This is a genomic window from Streptococcus sp. KHUD_010, from assembly GCF_040207525.1.
In the GTDB taxonomy this organism is placed as follows: domain Bacteria; phylum Bacillota; class Bacilli; order Lactobacillales; family Streptococcaceae; genus Streptococcus; species Streptococcus hominis.
This window is the reverse complement of the sequence record NZ_CP157941.1, coordinates 1,633,741-1,653,871: the sequence shown is the minus strand read 5'-3', so window position 1 is coordinate 1,653,871 and position 20,131 is coordinate 1,633,741. Positions and strand designations below refer to the sequence as shown.

The window sequence follows — 20,131 nt, the reverse complement described above, 5'->3', positions numbered from 1 at the left end:
CTTATTTATAGACCGTTATACTTTTTTGCAATCACATAGCAGAGCCAACCAGCCTGCTTATGATAATCCTGCAGCTGCAAACCTATTTTATCCAAATAGTTGGCAAAGTCTTCTCTTTCTTTTAAGTTTGGTAAATAATACTTGATTTTACTTTGCTCACAAGCTATGATGAGCCGTCCATCGTCTGCCAGCACACGCTTGATTTCTAATAAAGATTGTCTCAAATCCGGCCAATGAAAATGCGTCTGAAAAGCACAGACGAGATCAAAGGTTTGATCAGGATATGACATCTGACCTACATCCATCACTTCAAAAGTAAGCCTATCTTGTCCGTAATGCTGCTGAGCCTGAGCGATAGCGTCCTTTGAAATATCAATTCCTCTGACTTGACTATTTGGAAAAAGCCTCTGCAGATAAGCTGTTGAGGCTCCATTACCAACACCGATATCTAATATCGTTTGATAAGACCTGTTAGGGAGTAAAGACAGACTCCACTTAGCCATAGGCAGATAAGCCTTATTCCATATTTTCATCATCAGTTGTCCTACAAAACCTGATGGATGTTTTGATTGACGAACGAGATAGTTAAGTAATCCCCAAAGCAAGGCTAGAGCTGCTGCTAAAATAATGATTAAAATGATCATCACTTATATCTTCCTTTATAATTTTTTTGGCTTTTTACGTATACTTCTTAATGAAATCAGTCTTAGCATCCGTATAAGCATCACGATGAAGTTCATATTTTTGCCATAAAGCTAGTTTTAAAGCTTCATATTTTTTAGCAACTTTTGGATGCTCTCTTAAATAATCTCTAAAATAAAGTTCATCATGATCTCCCTGATAATGTAGGTGGAGATGAAAAACTTTTTTGGTAAAGCCAGCTTCTGTATAGCCCTTATTAAAAGATATCCGATTCTTCTCTTCAGACATGAGCAAATATCCGGCATTTAGCAGCTGCCTTTTGCAATATTGTAAATCTAAATCTTTAGAAACTTCTAATAGCATATCAACAATATCTTTAGCCCAGATGTTAGAAATAGCCGTGCTGCCAATATGAGAAATTCTTTTGATACTTTTACCTGGCAACAGCTGCAAAAGCCGTTTTTATTCCGCCTGATACCAATGGTTCCACTCTTCTTTGTGCTGGATAAGAAAAATGGGAAATAACTGCCAGAGTTCTTCCAAAGTCATTTCTGATAAAGGTTTCCTCATGATTTTTTACCTCTTTTTAAAACTCACCCCCTTATTGTAGCAAAAAATCACTCGAAAGAGTGATTTAGACTGTGGGGAGGACTCGCACGGTATTTTTCTATCTTGGGATAAAAAGGGTTAGATTGATAAAAAGGAAAATCAAGAAGCAAGCAGGGGTGGTGCTTTTTGGTGTTTCCAAATGTCGGTAATAGCTTCGCATGACAGTCTCATCAAACCCGTGGGCGTACATGGCTTCCACATAAGAATCTCGCCAGTTGAAGGCGATAAAAATAGCTTTGATATAAAAGATTGGCGACCAGAAATGTAAGGTTTTACCCCGCAAGAGACTGGCTTCGCGAACGGCTTGGATTTCTTTTTGAATAATTGGAATAGCATTTAAGACAACGAGCAGTCCGTAAGTAAAGTGACTTGGAAATCCCTTCTGATGCCAGTAGCGCAAGAGTTGATTGAGATTGACGCCGTATAAAAAGGTCATTCCCAGAGCCGCTAAAGCAAAGGAACGTGTAAACAGAACGCTTGCTTGACTTTTATCGCCGTGAAGCTGGATAGCCCAGAAATTTGCCAATGCCGGAAGCAACGGCAGAAGGAACACCCAGAGAATGCCCCACCATTTCCTAAGGTAAGTAAGGTAGATAAGTGCCCCTACGACAACAGCGCAGTTGAGCCATGTTGAGCGGACAAAGGAAATTTCTAGCGTCAATACAATGAGAAGGAGCAAGAGTGCTAGGACATTTGTTTCTTCTTTTTTCATAGCGCTCTCCTTTCTATCAGTCCGTGAGATGTCAGCTCTACCAAGTAATCGCTAATGCCGTCCAAGGGCTCTAAGCGATGAGAAATAATAATAAAGCTCTGTTGTGCAGCTTTTTCTCTGATCCAATTAGCAAAAAAAACACAGGCTTTTTTATCTAAACCAGTAAAGGGCTCATCCATGAGTATGACAGGAGTTTCTAAGGTCAAGATAGCCAATAATTGAATGATTTTTTTCTGCCCTCCGCTCAAGTGGAAAAGACTAGAATCCATTTTGTCCCCTAAGCCAAATAAATCCAAGGCTTCTTGTACCTTTGCTTGGTTTTCGCTGGAAAGAGAGGGAAGGTTTAATTCCTCTGCGGGTGTCGTCCGAATGAATTGCTTTTCAGCATCTTGAACAACGGCAGTAATATGGCGATACAATTGCTTGTTCTTCTTAATTTTTCGTCCCTGATAACTCATATTGCCTTTGTACTTTTGCAATTGCAAAATGGCACGAAAAAGAGTTGATTTACCGGCACCGTTAGACCCGATGAGAGTCGTAACACCTTGCTGGAAAGTAAAATCCTCAATCGTAAAAAGTATTTTTGAGTCAAATTGACAGGAAACATGCCGCAATTGTAAGAGAGGATTTCGCTTGGTATTTTCACATGTCAGCTGATAGCTTGGGAGTTCCTTTTTTAAGAGAGCTACATCTCGTTTAAAAAGTTCGCCATTTTTTAACTCAACAAGGTGGTCAACGCAGTCAGCATAGAGGCTACGATCATGGTCACATAAAATAACAGTCTTCCCCATTTTTGTCAAATCCGCTAACAGATGAATCAAGCGCTTGCGTGCCTCTTGATCGACAGAAGCAAAGGGCTCGTCCAATAGAATAATCTGCGAGTCCATAGCCAACAGAACCGCCAGAGAGACTTGTTGCTTTTCTCCACCAGATAGGGTCAGAAAGTCCCGATGAAGCAAGTGATCTACTTTGCCAAGAGCAATCGCATGCTGGATTTTTCCATCAATCTGGTCAGCAGGTATCTGGAGATTTTCCAACGTAAAAATCAATTCTTCATAGAGAGTTGGCATGGTGAATTGACGGCTTGGATTTTGAAACATCATACTGAGGTAGGTGACTCGTTTATGAATAGGTAAATGAGATAGTAGTGTATCACCTAGTTTGACCTCTCCAGAGAAGTCTAGTTCGTTGAAATTCGTTAAAATCCGAAAAAGGGTTGATTTGCCAGCACCGGTATCACCAATCAAGAGCGTCATTTTTCCTGTTTCAAAAGCGAAGGTTAAATCTTTAAAGACATCTCTAAAATAAATGTGCTCTAATGTTAGTTTCATCTTATTTACCAGCAGCTTGGTTAATCTTGTCGTAAAGATTCATAATAATTTTGACTAGAACGGCGCAGAAAAAGAATACAGAGAAGAAGCGAACAATAAGCAATGCTAAGACAAAACCGGGTTTGAAAGCATAGTAACCAATTTTGAAATATTCATAGGTAAAGCTCAAAAGTGTCGTACCAATGGCGCTATAAGTCAGAGCTAGCCAGTCGTAGCGTTTGTATCGCGTCGCAGCAAACCCAAGCTCGCTACCAAAACCTTGAATGAGCCCAGAAATCAACGTGCTCATGCCAAATTGGCTGCCATATAGTATCTCTGTGAGGGCTGCAAGCACTTCTCCAATCGTGGCGCTACCAGCTTTGCGAATGAGCATAGCCGACATAGGAGCAGCCATGCACCAAAGTCCGAACAAGACTTCATTGGCGAAAGGCTCCAAACCTGCTGGTGCTAAAATAGCTGTCAAAATGTTGTAAAGAAAACCTGAACCAACAAAAATCCCACCGAAAAGAATAGCTAAAAGAGCTAAGAGGATAACATCTCGTAAACTCCATTTTTCAAACATAAAAAACTCCTTCTAACAAAGCAGATGAGGAGTTTTGGCACGACAAAATAAAATCTAATCACATAAATGATTAGAACGGTTTGGTCTTTCTTATACATTTCCCTGCGGCAGCATTAATTGCATCAGGTTCCATGGGTATAATCTCAGCCTTAGCACCCCAAATGTTCTTTGCTTTTTATTATGTTGCTATTCTAACATCTATTTTCAAAAATAGCAAGCAAAGGATTTTCAAAAATTTTGATGTATGCGGATACCATAGCCTTAAACTATATCAAATCATAAAATATTAAACGACACGCGATGGAATCAACGTTTGATATATATTTGGAATCTCGTTATAGTTTTTAACTATAAGAAAAGTCCAAAAATTCCAATTATACAGAGCTTAGATTTTCTGTTAAGATAGTGTCAACAAGAAATTTTGGAGGATGACTATGTCAACTACGATTATTGGCTTCCCGCGTTTGGGAGAATTCCGCGAATTAAAATTCACTACTGAAAAATACTTTAGGAATGAAATTTCAGCTCAAGAGCTCCTGGCTGCTGCCAAGGACCTGCGCGCCAAGCACTGGAATATCGTCAAAGAGCACGGGATTACTGAAGTGCCGTCCAACGATTTTTCTCACTATGATAACGTTTTGGATGCTGCTTTCCTCTTTAACGTAGTGCCGTCCTCTGTTCAGGGCTTGGACCTGTCTGATTTGGAGCGTTATTTTTCCCTGGCCCGCGGCTACCAAGGGGAAAAAGGGGACGTCCGTGCCCTGCCCATGAAAAAATGGTTTAACACCAACTACCATTACATCGTTCCAAAGTTTGAAAAAGAAACTCAAGTAAAACTTGCAGGCCACAAGATTTTTGACGAATACCAAGAAGCCAAGGAACTGGGCCTGGATACCCGTCCGGTCCTGGTAGGTCCCTTTACCCTTCTGCAGCTGTCCGACTTTGAAGAAGGGGTAGAGGCTGCCCAGTTTGTGGCTGCCCTGGGCAAGGCCTATCAGGAAGTCTTTGCCAAATTGGCCGACCTAGGAGCTGAGCGCATCCAGCTGGATGAGCCAAGCCTGGTCAAGGACCTGTCCGCCGAAGAGAAGGCCCTCTTCCTTGATCTCTACAGGAAAATCCTGGCTGACAAGAAGGGACTGGAAGTCCTGATTCAGACCTACTTCGGCGATGTTCGGGATATCTACTCTGATTTGATTGAACTGCCGGTAGACGCTATCGGTCTGGACTTCGTCGAAGGCAAGAAAACCCTGGAGCTGGTCAAGTCCGGCTTCCCGTCCGACAAGACCCTCTATGCCGGGATTGTCAACGGTAAGAATATCTGGTGCAATAATTATGAAAAGAGCCTGGCTGTTTTGGAGCAGGTTCCGGCTGAAAAGCTTGTGCTGACCAGCTCTTGCTCCCTCCTGCATATACCTTTCACCACAGCCAATGAAGACTTTGAAGAAGCCATCCCTCAAGCACTTTGCCTTTGCGGCTGAAGTTGAATGAGCTCCGAGACCTAGATGCCATCCGCAATGGTGGCGGAGCAGAAGCCCTGGCTGCCAATAAGGAACTCTTTACGACAGAGCGTGTCGGTAAAAATGCTGAATTGGCAACTCGTATCGCTGGATTGACAGATGCAGACTATACTCGTCTGCCGACCTTCGCAGAACGCGAAGCCATTCAGAAAGAAGCCTTCAAACTGCCGGCCCTTCCGACGACAACCATCGGTTCCTTCCCTCAGACCAAGGAAGTTCGGGCCAAGCGCCTGACCTTCCGCAAGGGAGAACTGTCCCAGGAAGACTATGACAAGTTTCTGGCTGAGCAGATTGACGAATGGATCAAGTGGCAGGAAGAAGTTGGTTTTGATGTTCTGGTTCACGGGGAATTTGAGCGTAATGACATGGTAGAATACTTCGGTCAAAACCTGTCCGGCTACCTCTTCTCCAAGAACGGTTGGGTGCAGTCCTACGGTATGCGTGGGGTGAAACCGCCGATTATCTGGGGCGATGTAACCCGCCTCAACCCGATTACTGTTAAATGGTCCAGCTATGCTCAAAGCCGGACTGACAAGCCGGTTAAGGGAATGCTGACGGGACCTGTAACTATCCTCAACTGGTCCTTCCCACGGGAAGATATTTCCATCAAGGACTCTACCCTGCAGATTGCCCTGGCCATCAAGGATGAAGTTCTGGACCTGGAAGCTGCCGGCGTTAAGATTATCCAAATCGATGAAGCTGCCCTGCGTGAAAAGCTGCCGCTCCGTCGCAGCGACTGGTATGAAGACTATCTGGACTGGGCTATTCCGGCCTTCCGTCTGGTCCACTCTACCGTTGCACCGGATACGCAGATCCATACCCACATGTGCTACTCAGAGTTTACCGATATCATCCCGGCCATTGACAACATGGATGCGGATGTTATCTCCTTTGAGGCCAGCCGCTCCAACCTGGAAATCCTGGATGAGCTCAAGGCCAAGAACTTCCAGACAGAAGTGGGACCTGGAGTTTACGATATCCACTCTCCTCGTGTACCAAATGAAGGGGAAATCGACTACACCATCGAAGCCATCCTGACCAAGGTGCCGAGCCGCAAGCTCTGGATCAATCCTGACTGCGGTCTGAAAACGCGTGGTATTACTGAAACCAAGGCCAGCCTGGTCCGCCTGGTAGAGGCAGCCAAGGCAGCACGTGAAAAACTTTAATCAAAAAATAAGAGCTGACAGAAGGGCGGACCTGACCCTGCCCTTGCTGTCTTATACTCTTCGAAAATCAACATGATACTTTGCCAGTTTCAACAGTCCAGTAGACTGTTGAAAGTTGCGGATAAAAGGAATGCAGTTCCTGTCAAAAACTGTCTGGGAGACTGTGAGAGGTTGCAAATAAAGAAAGCGAAGCTTTTCTCTTATGTAACTCCAGTGCTTTTGATGCAAACTAGGTTTGCTTTATCTGCAACCTCAAACTCTTTCCCAAAGAGTTTGACCGACTCGCTTTCGCGTCTAATTTTGATTTTCATTGAGTATTAGTAAAGGAATTGTAAAACATGTTTATCCAAAGCCCGTCTCTCTCTTTTGAAGTATTTCCTCCCAATCCAGCAGTAGGCAATGAAAAGATTATGGCGGTCCTGAAGGAAATGCAGGATCTGGCACCTCATTTCATCAGTGTAACAGCGAGTAATAATAAGTTCAATATCGAAGAAACAACGGTGCGTCTGGCGGACTTTATCCGCAATGACCTGCACATCCCGACCATTGCTCATTTGCCTGCGGTGTATTTGACCAAGGAGATGGTCTCAGATACGTTAGAAGCCCTTGATAGAGTAGGTGTGCATAAAGTATTGGCGCTTCGAGGAGATATTTTCCCAAATATGGAGCCAAAGAAAGATTTTACCTATGCGACGGATTTGATTGTATATTAAGGAACAGGCACCGCATTTTGAAATTATTGGTGCTTGCTATCCAGAAGGGCATCCGGACTCGCCCAATCAAATCTCAGATATCCAAAATCTCAAAAAGAAGGTGGATGCCGGATGTTCCAGTCTTTTAACACAACTTTTCTTTGATAATGAGAGTTTTTATGATTTTCAAGATAAATGTGTCTTAGCAGGGATTGAGGTTCCGATTTATGCGGGGATTATGCCGATTTTAAACCGTAATCAGGTTCTACGTTTGCTCAGAACCTGTGAAAACATTTATTTACCACGAAAATTTTGCTCTATTCTAGATAAATATGAACACGATCCAGAGTCGCTCAGAGCAGCAGGATTAGCTTATGCGATTGACCAAATTGTTGACTTAGTCACTCAAGATGTGGCAGGTGTTCATTTATATACGATGAACAATTCCGACACTGCTCATCGAATTTATCAAGCGACGCATACATTTTTTGATAAGTAAGGATGTCCTGACCTTTGTTGTTCTGCAGTTGAGCTAGAAACCTTAAAAGAGTGCTGAAAATGCGCTCTTTTTGGTTTTCTAATAGATAGGGAATGTTAAGTGATGAAAGAATAGTATCACTATTTTTGACTATTATACAAGAAAAGGGTTTCAAAAAAGAGTATAATAGAAGTAATCAAAGAACGAGGTGAATGAAATGACAGAAAAAAGGTTTCCGAAGGGCTTTTTGTGGGGTGGTGCGACTGCTGCCAATCAATATGAAGGTGGCTGGGATTTAGGTGGGCGTGGTCCGGCTACATCGGATACGGCCAAGGCAGTTCGGCCTGAGGAGCGTCAGAGTTTTGAATATTTTGCGTCTCCGATGACTAAGGCCAAGGTAATGGTGGCTTTGGAAGATAAGGAAGGCCTTTATCCTAAGCGCTGGGGCTCTGACTTTTATCATCGTTACAAGGAAGATATTGCTCTTTTTGCGGAAATGGGTTTTAAAACTTTCCGCCTTTCTATCGCTTGGAGTAGGATTTTCCCTAATGGAGACGACACAGAGCCTAATGAAGAAGGGCTGGCTTTTTACGATGCGGTCTTTGACGAACTATTGAAATATGGCATTGAGCCTTTAGTGACGTTGTCACACTATGAGACACCGATTCATTTGGCGTTAGAATATGGTGGCTGGAAAGATCGCCGAGTTATTGGCTTTTTTGAGCGCTATGTGCGGACAGTTTTTGAATGTTATAAAAATAAGGTGAAATATTGGCTGACATTTAATGAAATCAATATTATGGGCATTTCTGGCTATGTTGGCGGTGGACTGCTTTTTGAAGACGGGAAACAAAATTTCCAAGACTTGTATCAAGCAGCACATCATCAATTTGTAGCTAGCAGTTTAGTAGTTAAAGCAGCACGAGAAATCAACCCAGACTTCAAAGTGGGTATGATGCTTGCTCGTATGCAAGCTTATGCGGCTACCTGCAATCCTTTGGATGTCATGGAGGAGATTCAGAAAGATCATGAAAATCTTTTCTTCTCGGATGTACAAGTCAGAGGGAAATACCCAAGTTATGCTCAACGCTTTTTCAAACAAAATGATATTGAATTGCAGATAGAAGATGGTGACTTGGAGCTTCTAGCACAATACCCAGTTGATTTCATGTCCTTTAGTTATTATATGTCCTCTGTGGTACGCGCTCAAGAGGAAGCATCTGGTGAAAAGACTGCTGGTAATTTCTCAATGGGAGAGAAAAATCCTTATCTAGAAGCCTCTGATTGGGGTTGGCAAATTGATCCGGTGGGTCTGCGTATTACCCTTAATAAGCTCTATGACCGCTATCAAGTATCACTTTTCATCGTGGAAAATGGTCTGGGAGCGTTGGATAAGGTAGAAGCAGATGGTGCTATTCATGACAACTATCGAATCGATTATCTCAAGGCGCATATTAAGCAAATGTACGAAGCGATTGAGGACGGAGTGGAGCTTATGGGTTACACGCCTTGGGGCTGTATTGACTTGGTTTCTGCTTCCACTTCTGAGATGAGCAAGCGCTATGGATTTATCTATGTGGATGCAGATGATGAAGGAAATGGAAGTTATGACCGCTCCCGCAAGGATTCCTTCTTCTGGTACCAGAAAGTGATTGAAACAAACGGGGCAGCAGCCTTAGAAGAATAGAAAGGTCAACAGATGAGCAGAAAAATTATCTTTTTAGATGTAGACGGAACTTTGGTGGATTATGACAATCGCATTCCAGAATCCGCTGTTCAGGCTATTCGTCAGGCGCGGGGAAATGGGCATCTGATCTATGTCTGTACGGGACGTAGTAAGGCGGAAATGCCTCAGGAAATCTGGGATATTGGTCTGGACGGTATGATTGGCGGAAATGGTTCTTATGTGGAGCATGAAGGCCAGGTTATTATGCATCAGCTGATTCCTTTAGAAGTGGAAAAGAGAGTTGTAGACTGGTTGCATGAGAGAGGATTGGAATTTTATTTAGAAAGTAACAACGGTCTCTTTGCTAGTGAACATTTTCGTGACGCAGCGCGTCCGGTCATGAAACTTTATGCCAAGAAAAAAGGCAAAACAGATGCGGAAGTTGAACATCAAGAGGTTGAAGATGTGATGCACGGCATGGTCTTTGGTGGCGAGCTTTACCGAGATGATCTGAATAAAATCAGCTTTATTCTCACTTCTTATCAGGATCACTTGGACTCTAAGGAAGCTTTTCCAGAGCTCAAGGCTGGTACATGGGGTGGTCGTGGAGAGGAAGCTCTCTTTGGCGATCTAGGAGTTAAGGATATTACGAAGGCACATGCGATTGATGTACTGCTAGAGCATTTGGGGGCAAAAAAAGAAGATACAACTTTTGGAGATGCCAAGATTGACATTCCGATGTTGGAATATTGTCAAATTGGGGTTTCTATGGGTAATGGCGACCCAGAAATATTAGCCATGGCGGATATGGTGACAGATGATGTGGCCGAGGACGGTCTCTACAATGCCTTTGAAAAATTAGAACTTCTTTAGAGGAATATTTTATGACAAAAACACTTTATTTGATGCGACACGGGCAAACTTTATTCAATAAGCGGCATCGGATTCAAGGCTGGTGTGACGCCCCTTTAACGGACTTAGGAGTGTATCAGGCTCAGGTGGCTAGGCAATATTTTAAAAATGCAGCAATTACGTTTGATGCGGCTTACAGCTCAACATCTGAGCGAGCTTGCGATACTTTAGAAATTGTTACAAATGGTAGTCTTCCTTATCAGCGAGTTAAAGGCCTCAAGGAATGGAATTTTGGAACCTTTGAAGGAGAAAGTGAAGACCTCAATCCTCCTTTGCCATATGAAGATTTTTTTGTGACCTATGGTGGCGAATCTCAAGACCAAGTTCGAGAGCGCACGGCTGCAACCATCCTACAGCTCATGCAAGAAACGAAAGGCAAGTCTGTTCTCATGGTATCTCACGGTGGTGCTATGGCTAATTTTGCTCGTGCTTGGAAAGATAATTGGCAACTGGATGAGTTGGGTCACATGACAAATTGTGGTATTTTGAAGTTTACTTTTGAACATGACCAATTTTACCTAGAAGAAGTGATTGGTCACGATTTTAGCGGCTGGGAGGAAGCGTAAATGAAAGATTTATATTTGATGCGGCATGGACAGACTTTTTTCAATCAAGAGGGCTTGGTGCAGGGAGTGTGTGATTCACCGCTGACTGATTTAGGTATAGAGCAAGCCAAGCAAGCGCGAGCTTTTTTCGAGAAAAATGGCATTGAATTTGGCGGTATCTACTCTTCCACTCAAGAGAGGGCTTCTGATACCTTGGAAATTGTGACTGGTCGAACAGATTACACCCGTCTCAAGGGGGTGAAAGAGTGGAATTTTGGACTTTTTGAAGCTCAGCCAGAAAGATTGCAGCCTAAGTTTCGAGCTGGTGCGGTGTCTTTTGAAGATTTATACGTGCCTTATGGGGGTGAAGACGTGGCTCAAGTAGGAGAACGCATGCTGACCTCTCTGACAGAAGTCATGAAAAAAACGCCTGCTGTTGAGAATCCAACATTGGTCGTCAGTCACGGTGGTGCCATGTGGGCCTTCTATCTCAAGATTGCAGCCCAAGCTCTGGATCCCAAGGTGCGCTTTGGCAACTGCGTTATCTGCCATTACCATTATGAAAACGACCAGTTTCTGCTTCGACAAGTTATTGACCCGTTGGCTAAAACGGTCTATGACTTGTAACGGCAACTTACTTATTATCGCTTGCTCTCTTATAGAGAAAATAGCATAGAGTGGCTGTTTAATAGTTGAATAAAAGAAAGAAAATGATGGTTTTGGCCATCATTTTCTTTCTTTTTATATGTAATTTCTCAAATTTCCTTTTTCTGTAGGTGATTGCATTAGTAAACTATTCTGGGCTCAAGCATTTTACGAAAAATCTCGAAGAATTTTTCGAGATCTGCAATATTATAAAAGCTATTCTTCTGTCACCCACACGCTTCTGGTGAAGATCATGGAGAGTAGGGCTAATCCAGCAAGTCCTACTCCTACGTACCAGTAGGGGAGGTCCATTGTGGTGGAGCGTCCAGACAGGTTGACAATGCCACGAAAGAGCACACCAGTAGCAATGGTTGCAACCGCAGAATTCCAAAGATTGAGACTGAGCCGTGAAAGATTAGGAATCATTTTTTGGAAAATCAGAAGCACCACTCCTCCTATTAGTGGCACTCCAAAGAGATAATGCATATAAACTGAAGTCTCACCAAAGCTGAAGTGCTCGTAAATACGACTAAAAATGAAGAAAAATATTGTGATTAAGGCATAGACAATGGCTGTCTTTTTGAACCGTTTCTTGCTTGCTTTAGTAACCGATGTAGACAATGTCACTCACCGCCCTTTCTGAAATTGTTCCGTTTGTTGTTGGTTTATTGATGACCTTACCATTGAAGTAAAGAGTAGACGATCCTCCTCCGTCAAGGTTATAAGCTGTTTTCACCCCGTAAGACTTCATAACTTCTGCGAGTTCATAGAGAGAAAGTCCCGCGCTTTCTGAAGTTCGACCGTCTGATACAACGATAATATAGTGATTTTTGTCAATCATTCCAATAGCTGTACGCGGATTGGAAGACATGGATTGCCCCACTTCCGAATTGCTTGAAACAGCAATCTTACCGTTTTCAACTAAAGTTGGACCAAAAGCGAGAAGGTTTACAACACCTTTTTTAACCAAGTCATCAGCAGAAACATCATTTTCGTAAACAATTCCGAAGCTCCCATCTTTATAAATTGCTAAGTCACCATTACTAGCATCTTCACGAACGGTATTTCGATAGACAACACCATTGCGGATGACATAGCCAGTCGTGTTGGCTCCGTAGTAGTCTCCGTTGATAGCAAGAATGGCGTTGTTATTGGCTGCTGTGACAGAAGTCTTAGCAGTCACGTTATTTCCATAAGTATTTTGCGCTAGAGCGGTTTTGAGATATTCAGGCGAGCTGACCGTAATATCTGCAATGTATACTTTCGTGTTGCTGACGGTTTTTGTAGTAATCTTTACTGAAATATTATCGTCTTTATAGCTCGTATCAGTCGTTGTGGCATTTGTTGTGGCTTCAGCAGCAGTTGTACTTGTCGAGCTTGAAGAAGATTTTACAGTTGTAATAGACTCTGACAAGACAAAGGTTTTTAGCATTGAATAGGTAAATGATCCTGTTAGCAAAATACCAAAGAGACTGGCATAAGCATAGGATTTTTTAAATAATTTCATAATAAGGTATGAGTCCTTTCCTTGAAAATAATTTTTTTTGCACGAGCCAAGATAGGCAAAAGAGCAACGCTCCAACAATGATTTTAACAATCAGCAAATTGAGACCGAAGATGGCATAAAAGAGTCTAATCAAAAGGGTGTCAAGGATAAACAGGCCCAAGGCTAAACCGAAATAACCAGTCCCTGTTTTGGCGACACTGTCTTTATTTTTAAAGACCAGTTTTTTATTTGCGGAATAATTGAAAATCGAGCTCGTGACACGAGCCACTCCGTTTGCCAGTAAAATTTTGAGACTAGTTGGTACCGCAGCAAGCACCAAAAGGGCTAGCGCATAGACGATATAGTCAACCAAAAAACTACTAATTGAAGAAAGAGCAAATTTAAACATATCTTTATAAATCATAAGCCCATCTCGTACCGGTCTAAAGTGAGAAGCTTGATTGTCATTGATATAAACCGTCTCAATTGGAACTTCAATGATAGGGTATTCTTTGGAAGCAGCTAGTAACATATTCATTTCATATTCATAACGCTGCCCTTCAACCTTCAACATAAATGGAATCATGTTGGTTGTAAATCCGCGAAGTCCTGTTTGGGTGTCTGTCACGGAAACACCAGTCTGTTGCTTAAACAGAAATCGTGTTAATTTATTTCCAAAAGCCGAACGTAAAGGAACGTTGCCAGAAAAAGATCGAGTTCCCAAAATCAACCGATTAGGGTTTTCTTGAGCCTTTTTGCTCACTCGGAAAATATCCCAAAGTTTGTGTTGACCGTCTGCATCAGCTGTGACCACTGTTCCATATTGACCTAAGGAATCAATATAAGAAAAAGCTGTTTTCAGCGCTTGCCCTTTCCCTTGATTTGTTGTATGGCATAGAATAGTAGCATATTTCTGTGCTTCTCGAAAAATGGAATCATCGTTAGCTGGACTGCCGTCATTTACCACGATGATTTGCAGCGAACTCTTTTCCTTCACCTTTTGCAACAAATGAATAAGATGAAGGTCAGGTCTGTATGCGGGAATGACTAAATAGTTCATGTGTTTACTCCTTTCTTAGAAAAGTGATAGAAAATTTACACAACAGTATATAGAGCATAGCTTAAAACTAACTGATATCAGCTTTTTTTAAGGTTTTGAAGTGGAATGGGTAATGGAGTATAGGGAAAAACTGTGCTTTTTACAAAAACAAAAATCGAATTTTTCTTGCTATTTACCAGAATGTTTAGTATAATAGTTATTCGTGAGAAAACCTCACTTACCCCTTGCAATGTCTAGGGGTCATTAGACCAAAAGGAGGAAAAATCAATGGCTAAATACGAAATTCTTTATATTATTCGTCCAAACATTGAAGAAGAAGCAAAAAACGCTTTGGTAGCACGCTTTGACTCTATCTTGACTGACAACGGTGCAACTGTTGTTGAATCAAAAGACTGGGAAAAACGTCGTCTTGCATACGAAATCCAAGATTTCCGTGAAGGACTTTACCACATCGTAAACGTTGAAGCTGAAGACGCAGTCGCTTTGAATGAATTTGACCGTCTTTCAAAAATCAACGCTGACATTCTTCGTCACATGATCGTCAAACTTGACGCATAAGAAGGGTTACTATGATAAATAACGTTGTACTTGTGGGTCGTATGACCCGAGATGCCGAACTTCGCTATACTCCGCAAAATCAAGCGGTCGCAACATTTACTCTTGCTGTCAATCGCAACTTTAAAAATCAAAGTGGCGAGAGAGAAGCAGATTTTATCAACGTTGTGATTTGGCGTCAGCAGGCAGAAAATCTTGCAAATTGGGCTAAAAAAGGAGCCCTCATCGGAATTACCGGTCGGATTCAGACACGTAACTACGAAAATCAGCAAGGTCAACGTGTCTATGTGACAGAAGTGGTAGCTGATAATTTCCAACTGTTAGAAAGCCGTACCAGCCGTGAAGGTCAATCTTCTGGTAGCTATACTTCTAATAACTTCGGAAATTCATCTTCCAATTTTGGGAACTCAACTTCTGTTAACCAAGTACCCAACTTTTCTCGTGATGAAAATCCATTTGGGAACACCAATCCAATGGACATCTCAGATGACGATCTACCATTTTAATGGACAAACAGAATAATGATATAAAGGAGAAAGAACATGGCTCAACAACGTCGTGGCGGATTTAAACGCCGTAAAAAAGTTGATTACATCGCAGCAAACAAGATTGAATATGTTGATTACAAAGATACTGAGCTTCTTAGCCGTTTCGTTTCAGAACGTGGGAAAATCCTTCCTCGTCGTGTAACAGGAACTTCAGCTAAAAACCAACGTAAAGTAACAACAGCTATCAAACGCGCTCGCGTAATGGCTTTGATGCCTTTCGTAAACGAAGACTAAAATATAAAAATGAGCATGAATTTCATAAAATCATGCTCATTTTTTAAAACTCAATCAGCAACTAAATAGGTTGCTTTTCTTATGCTCAAAATTGTTTGAAACGGTTACTAAAAATATTTATCAGATCTTATTCAAAACATCAACCTGTTGAAACAAAGCGGATGCTCAAATAAAAATATGACTAAAGTTGTCTTGGTGCGGTTAAAGCACTGCGGATATTGAATCTCTTTTTGAGATAGAAACGCAGTGCCAACGTTCCACCACCGAACACAAGGATAAATAAGTTTGGTAGTTTTGGATTTAAAATAGCTGGCAATAGGAAGGTTGTTCCATAAAGAACAATAGCCCATAATATCGTAGCAGCTGAAATGATAAGAAGCGATTTGAAAAATGGTGGCTTTTGACTTTGGTCTTGGTCGGAATAATAAAAGCGGTAAATAAAGTAATACATTCCGTAAAATACGAGTGCCCCCACCGCGCTACCAAGTACAATCGTCACAATACCATAATTGCTAGAATTTTTGGAGAATAAGTTAACACTACTATTTAAGATAGTAAATAAACTAAAGACAAATAAGAAAGCATCCATAATCATGAGATACGGATTGGTATTTTCTTTGATAGTTTGAGCTTCTTTTTGTTTTGCTTCTGAAAAATTCGCTGCCCAAACAGTAGGTGCTCCATAAAGTCCGCGAGCGGTGATGCCTTTTGCTTGATTTTCAAGAATGGTTGGGATAATTTCCTCTAGCAAGACTTTGATTTCGTCGTCTGTCTTTCCGTCTTTGATGAGTTGATGGGTTGCGATGCGGATGAATTCTTGATTCTTTTTACTGAGTTTATCCAAAGAAACTTGTGTCATAAGATCTCCTTTTAATTAGAATAATTTTTTGTGAATAAGGTAAACAGTCAGGGAAACACTTATCGCAAAGGCGATAAAAATAATAATCCAAAAAGCGTGCGGTTCCCCGTTGAGTGGTAAGTCATTGTTTTTGAAGTTCATTCCATAGGCTGAAAAAATCATGGTTGGAATGGACATGACAATCGTCACCAAAGCCAGAGCTTTCATGATGTTGTTTTGATTATTTGAAATGATAGAAGCAAATGTATCGGTCATGCTGTGCAAGATATTTCCATAAATATCTGCCATCTCAATCGCCTGCTGGGTCTCGATGAGTGTATCTTCCAGCAAGTCCTCATCTTCTAAATATTTCTTAATATTGCTTGTAGCGCTAGTTAATTTTTTAATCACACGCTCATTGGTTTTTAAGGACGCTTTGAAATAGACAATCGTTTTTTCAAGCTCCATGAGTTCAATCAATTCTTCATTGCGAGTGGATTTGTGCAGTTGACTTTCGATTTGTTCGCTTTTACGATCAATGGAACGAAGCGCTGTCAAATACAGCTCGGCGTTTCGATAAAGAATTTGGAAAATAAAGCGAGAACGCATGAAAGTATAGAAATTACGCAGCCGTCGATTGATAAAAATATCCAATAAAGGAAGCTTTTCCAAACAGGTGGTAATAATCGCCTCTTCGGTAATGATAATCCCTAGAGGAATAGTCACATAATAAGTCTGATTATTTCGTTCTTCTGTAATTGGAACATCCACGATAATCAGGGTGTACTCATCTTCGATGGTGACACGAGACATTTCTTCTGCATCGAGCGGCGCCCTCAAGTCGGTAATGTCAATATCAAAAGCGTTGGCAATTTCAGTAGACTCGCTTTGAGAAGGGTTGACTAAATTGATCCAAGTCCCCGACTCAAGCGTATCAATTTCTTTAAATTCAGATGTTGTCGATAGAAAGACTTGTTTCATATTTTCCTCCTTCAGTTATTTGCACACCGTACTATTATACTATAAATTTCCGAGTTTTTGGGTAAAAGATTGCAGAAAATTTTGTTATAATAGAAAGAAGTTTAAAATAAAGTGTGGTAAGAATGCAGGATAAAATTATCATTCATGGAGCGCGAGCTCATAATCTAAAAAATATTGATGTCACGATTCCGCGAGACAAGCTGGTTGTCGTGACTGGTTTGTCTGGTTCAGGCAAGTCTAGTCTCGCTTTTGACACTCTCTATGCAGAGGGACAACGGCGCTATGTAGAAAGTTTGTCTGCCTATGCCCGTCAATTTTTGGGCAATATGGAAAAACCAGATGTGGATTCAATTGACGGTCTTAGCCCTGCTATTTCCATTGACCAAAAAACGACCAGCAAGAATCCGCGGTCAACAGTCGGAACAGCTACAGAAATCAATGATTACCTCCGTTTGCTTTATGCGCGTGTGGGAACTCCATATTGTATCAATGGGCATGGAGCTATTAAAGCTTCTTCTGTAGAACAAATCGTCAATCAAGTTTTGGAATTACCCGAACGTCAGAGATTACAAATTCTAGCGCCAGTTATACGTAAGAAAAAAGGACAGCACAAGACAATCTTTGATAAAATTCAAAAAGATGGATATGTTCGGGTGCGCGTGGACGGAGATATTTATGATGTCACAGAAGTTCCAGAGCTTTCTAAAACGAAAAAACACGATATCGAAGTAGTGATGGACCGAATTGTTATTAAGGACGGTGTACGCAGTCGGTTGTTTGATTCGATTGAAGCAGCCTTAAGAATTGCGGACGGTTACGTGGTGATCGATACGATGGATGGAAAGGAATTACTCTTTTCCGAGCATTATGCTTGTCCAGTCTGTGGCTTTACGGTACCTGAGTTGGAACCTCGCCTCTTTTCTTTTAATGCACCATTCGGCTCTTGTCCTGATTGTGACGGTCTGGGTGTGAAGTTGGAAGTGGACTTGGATATGGTGGTTCCTGACAGTAGTAAAACCTTGCGGGAAGGCGCCTTAGCTCCGTGGAATCCTATTTCTTCAAATTACTATCCTCAAATGCTAGAGCAGGCAATGATGGAATTTGGTATTGATATGGATAAGCCATTTGAGGACCTGACAGAAGACGAGCGGCAGCTGATTTTCTTTGGCTCTGAAGGGCGAGAATTTCATTTCCATTATGAGAATGAATTTGGTGGTGTGCGAGATATTGACATTCCTTTTGAAGGCGTCGTGACCAATATCAACCGTCGCTACCATGAGACCAATAGTGATTTCACCCGTACCCAGATGCGGCTTTATATGAATGAGCTGACGTGTGCAAGCTGCCATGGTTATCGATTGAATCCACAAGCCTTGTCTGTTAAAGTGGGGGGTGAAGGTGGTCTTAATATTGGCCAAGTATCTGATTTGTCTATTGCAGATCATTTAGAATTGATTTCTCATCTGACATTGACTGAAAACGAAGTGGCCATTGCAACACCGATTATTAAAGAAATTCGCGATCGCTTGACTTTTCTTCATAATGTCGGACTTAATTATTTAACTCTGTCTCGGTCTGCGGGAACATTGTCGGGTGGGGAGAGCCAGCGGATTCGCCTGGCCACTCAAATTGGTTCCAATCTCAGTGGTGTTCTTTATATCTTGGATGAGCCCTCTATTGGCCTTCATCAGCGGGATAATGATCGCTTGATTGCCAGTCTCAAGAAAATGCGTGATTTGGGTAATACTCTGATTGTTGTTGAACATGATGAGGACACCATGCGTGAAGCTGATTGGTTAATTGATGTTGGACCTGGAGCAGGTGTTTTCGGTGGCGAAATTGTTGCGGCAGGAACTCCAGAACAAGTTGCGAAAAACAAAAAATCCATTACAGGTCAATACTTGTCAGGCAAGCGTAAGATTGAAGTTCCTCTGAAGCGTAGAGTTGGAAATGGGCGCTTTATCGAAATCACAGGTGCGCAAGAGCACAATTTACAAAATATCACAGCGCGTTTCCCGTTAGGAAAATTTATAGCCGTGACGGGCGTTTCGGGCTCTGGCAAGTCTACTCTGGTTAATTCGATTTTGAAAAAGGCGATTGCGCAAAAGCTCAATCGAAATTCAGATAAACCGGGGAAATTTAAAAAGATTTCAGGCATTGAGCATATCGATCGTTTGATTGATATTGACCAGAGCCCGATTGGCCGAACACCAAGATCCAATCCAGCGACGTATACTGGCGTTTTTGATGACATTCGCGACCTCTTTGCTAAGACCAACGAAGCTAAGATTCGTGGGTATAAAAAAGGGCGTTTCTCTTTCAATGTGAAGGGGGGACGCTGCGAGGCCTGCTCTGGGGATGGGATTATCAAGATTGAGATGCACTTTTTACCAGATGTTTATGTTCCTTGTGAGGTTTGCCATGGAACACGGTACAATAGTGAAACCTTGGAAGTGCATTATAAGGAAAAGAATATCGCACAAGTTTTGGATATGACGGTCAATGACGCAGTCGAATTCTTCAAACATATTCCGAAAATCGAGCGCAAATTACAAACGATTAAAGATGTTGGGCTAGGTTATGTGACTTTGGGACAACCTGCAACAACCCTTTCTGGTGGGGAAGCACAGCGCATGAAGCTGGCTTCTGAGTTGCACAAACGTTCCACAGGGAAATCTTTCTACATATTGGATGAGCCAACAACGGGTCTTCACACAGAAGATATTGCTAAACTCCTAAAAGTTTTAGCTCGTTTTGTGGATGACGGCAATACTGTTCTTGTCATCGAACATAATTTAGACGTGATTAAAATGGCAGACCACATTATTGACCTTGGACCAGAAGGTGGTATTGGCGGAGGTACTATTATTGCTACTGGTACACCGGAAGAAGTAGCTGCAAACTCTGCTAGCTATACTGGCCAGTATCTAAAAGGAAAGTTAAAATAAGATT

General features: G+C 41.8%; 16 protein-coding genes, 4 pseudogenes and 1 riboswitch. Of the genes and pseudogenes, 10 read left to right on the top strand and 10 right to left on the bottom strand.

Annotated elements, in window-relative coordinates; translation table 11 throughout:
- Window positions 1–5 precede the first annotated feature (5 nt).
- From ABKA15_RS08120 to ABKA15_RS08100, 5 genes and pseudogenes are all read right to left on the bottom strand, one after another.
- Entirely contained in the window at window positions 6–644 is a 639-nt protein-coding gene (locus ABKA15_RS08120) for a class I SAM-dependent methyltransferase (RefSeq protein WP_049513847.1), read from the bottom strand.
- Window positions 645–678: 34 nt separating this feature from the next.
- Window positions 679–1,212 (bottom strand): annotated as a pseudogene (locus ABKA15_RS08115) (GrpB family protein).
- A gap of 97 nt (window positions 1,213–1,309) precedes the next feature.
- Window positions 1,310–1,963 carry an energy-coupling factor transporter transmembrane component T gene (locus tag ABKA15_RS08110; RefSeq protein WP_049513849.1) on the bottom strand — a complete coding sequence of 218 codons (654 nt, stop codon included), beginning with the start codon at window positions 1,961–1,963 and terminating at the stop codon, window positions 1,310–1,312.
- Window positions 1,960–3,294, bottom strand: a complete 1,335-nt coding sequence (locus ABKA15_RS08105) for an ABC transporter ATP-binding protein (protein WP_049513851.1) — start codon at window positions 3,292–3,294, stop codon at window positions 1,960–1,962. The genes ABKA15_RS08110 and ABKA15_RS08105 overlap by 4 nt, the downstream gene beginning before the upstream one ends.
- Window position 3,295: 1 nt before the next feature.
- The gene (locus tag ABKA15_RS08100) at window positions 3,296–3,856 is read right to left on the bottom strand and encodes an ECF transporter S component (protein WP_049513853.1); all 561 of its coding nucleotides are present in this window, start codon (window positions 3,854–3,856) and stop codon (window positions 3,296–3,298) included.
- An 82-nt stretch (window positions 3,857–3,938) separates the two neighbouring features.
- Window positions 3,939–4,026: riboswitch (TPP riboswitch) on the bottom strand.
- Between the two features lie 264 nt (window positions 4,027–4,290).
- Between ABKA15_RS08100 and metE the strand changes: the two are divergent.
- The 6 genes and pseudogenes from metE (at window position 4,291) to ABKA15_RS08070 (ending at window position 11,459) form a co-directional block, all read left to right on the top strand.
- A pseudogene (metE, locus tag ABKA15_RS08095) lies at window positions 4,291–6,539 on the top strand (5-methyltetrahydropteroyltriglutamate--homocysteine S-methyltransferase).
- Between the two features lie 338 nt (window positions 6,540–6,877).
- A pseudogene (gene metF / locus ABKA15_RS08090) lies at window positions 6,878–7,730 on the top strand (methylenetetrahydrofolate reductase [NAD(P)H]).
- A gap of 196 nt (window positions 7,731–7,926) precedes the next feature.
- Window positions 7,927–9,396, top strand: coding sequence for a 6-phospho-beta-glucosidase (locus tag ABKA15_RS08085; RefSeq protein ID WP_049513858.1), 1,470 nt, complete (start codon window positions 7,927–7,929; stop codon window positions 9,394–9,396).
- Window positions 9,397–9,408: 12 nt separating this feature from the next.
- Complete coding sequence (locus tag ABKA15_RS08080) at window positions 9,409–10,248, top strand: Cof-type HAD-IIB family hydrolase (protein WP_350015341.1); 840 nt, start codon at window positions 9,409–9,411, stop codon at window positions 10,246–10,248.
- Between the two features lie 11 nt (window positions 10,249–10,259).
- Complete coding sequence (locus ABKA15_RS08075) at window positions 10,260–10,853, top strand: histidine phosphatase family protein (RefSeq protein ID WP_003030523.1); 594 nt, start codon at window positions 10,260–10,262, stop codon at window positions 10,851–10,853.
- Complete coding sequence (locus tag ABKA15_RS08070) at window positions 10,854–11,459, top strand: histidine phosphatase family protein (protein ID WP_049513862.1); 606 nt, start codon at window positions 10,854–10,856, stop codon at window positions 11,457–11,459. It abuts the gene before it with no gap.
- Between the two features lie 234 nt (window positions 11,460–11,693).
- Here ABKA15_RS08070 and ABKA15_RS08065 read toward each other — a convergent pair whose 3' ends face one another.
- The 3 genes and pseudogenes from ABKA15_RS08065 to ABKA15_RS08055 form a co-directional block, all read right to left on the bottom strand.
- Window positions 11,694–12,104 carry a hypothetical protein gene (locus ABKA15_RS08065; RefSeq protein WP_049513864.1) on the bottom strand — a complete coding sequence of 137 codons (411 nt, stop codon included), beginning with the start codon at window positions 12,102–12,104 and terminating at the stop codon, window positions 11,694–11,696.
- Entirely contained in the window at window positions 12,079–12,984 is a 906-nt protein-coding gene (locus tag ABKA15_RS08060) for a phosphodiester glycosidase family protein (RefSeq protein ID WP_192208568.1), read from the bottom strand. Before ABKA15_RS08060 ends, ABKA15_RS08065 begins: the two co-directional genes overlap by 26 nt.
- Window positions 12,981–14,023, bottom strand: a pseudogene (locus ABKA15_RS08055) (bifunctional glycosyltransferase family 2/GtrA family protein). Before ABKA15_RS08055 ends, ABKA15_RS08060 begins: the two are co-directional and overlap by 4 nt.
- Window positions 14,024–14,290: 267 nt before the next feature.
- On the opposite strand from ABKA15_RS08055, the gene rpsF reads away from it, so the two are divergent.
- The 3 genes from rpsF to rpsR are packed head-to-tail and all read left to right on the top strand — an operon-like array spanning window position 14,291 to window position 15,360.
- Window positions 14,291–14,581, top strand: a complete 291-nt coding sequence (gene rpsF / locus ABKA15_RS08050) for a 30S ribosomal protein S6 (protein ID WP_003026325.1) — start codon at window positions 14,291–14,293, stop codon at window positions 14,579–14,581.
- Window positions 14,582–14,592: 11 nt separating this feature from the next.
- The gene (locus ABKA15_RS08045; RefSeq protein WP_106388308.1) at window positions 14,593–15,084 is read left to right on the top strand and encodes a single-stranded DNA-binding protein; all 492 of its coding nucleotides are present in this window, start codon (window positions 14,593–14,595) and stop codon (window positions 15,082–15,084) included.
- 36 nt (window positions 15,085–15,120) lie between these two features.
- Window positions 15,121–15,360: a 30S ribosomal protein S18 gene (gene rpsR, locus ABKA15_RS08040; protein ID WP_000068664.1), complete on the top strand. Its 240-nt coding sequence runs from the start codon at window positions 15,121–15,123 to the stop codon at window positions 15,358–15,360.
- A gap of 181 nt (window positions 15,361–15,541) precedes the next feature.
- Here the strand turns inward: rpsR and ABKA15_RS08035 are convergent, their stop codons facing one another.
- Together ABKA15_RS08035 and ABKA15_RS08030 are read right to left on the bottom strand one after the other, a co-directional pair.
- Entirely contained in the window at window positions 15,542–16,219 is a 678-nt protein-coding gene (locus ABKA15_RS08035; protein ID WP_049513871.1) for a DUF1129 family protein, read from the bottom strand.
- Window positions 16,220–16,234: 15 nt separating this feature from the next.
- Window positions 16,235–17,179 carry a magnesium transporter CorA family protein gene (locus tag ABKA15_RS08030; RefSeq protein WP_049513873.1) on the bottom strand — a complete coding sequence of 315 codons (945 nt, stop codon included), beginning with the start codon at window positions 17,177–17,179 and terminating at the stop codon, window positions 16,235–16,237.
- A gap of 122 nt (window positions 17,180–17,301) precedes the next feature.
- Here ABKA15_RS08030 and uvrA point away from each other — a divergent pair, with 122 nt between their 5' ends.
- Window positions 17,302–20,127: an excinuclease ABC subunit UvrA gene (gene uvrA, locus ABKA15_RS08025; protein WP_049513874.1), complete on the top strand. Its 2,826-nt coding sequence runs from the start codon at window positions 17,302–17,304 to the stop codon at window positions 20,125–20,127.
- Window positions 20,128–20,131: the final 4 nt, after the last annotated feature.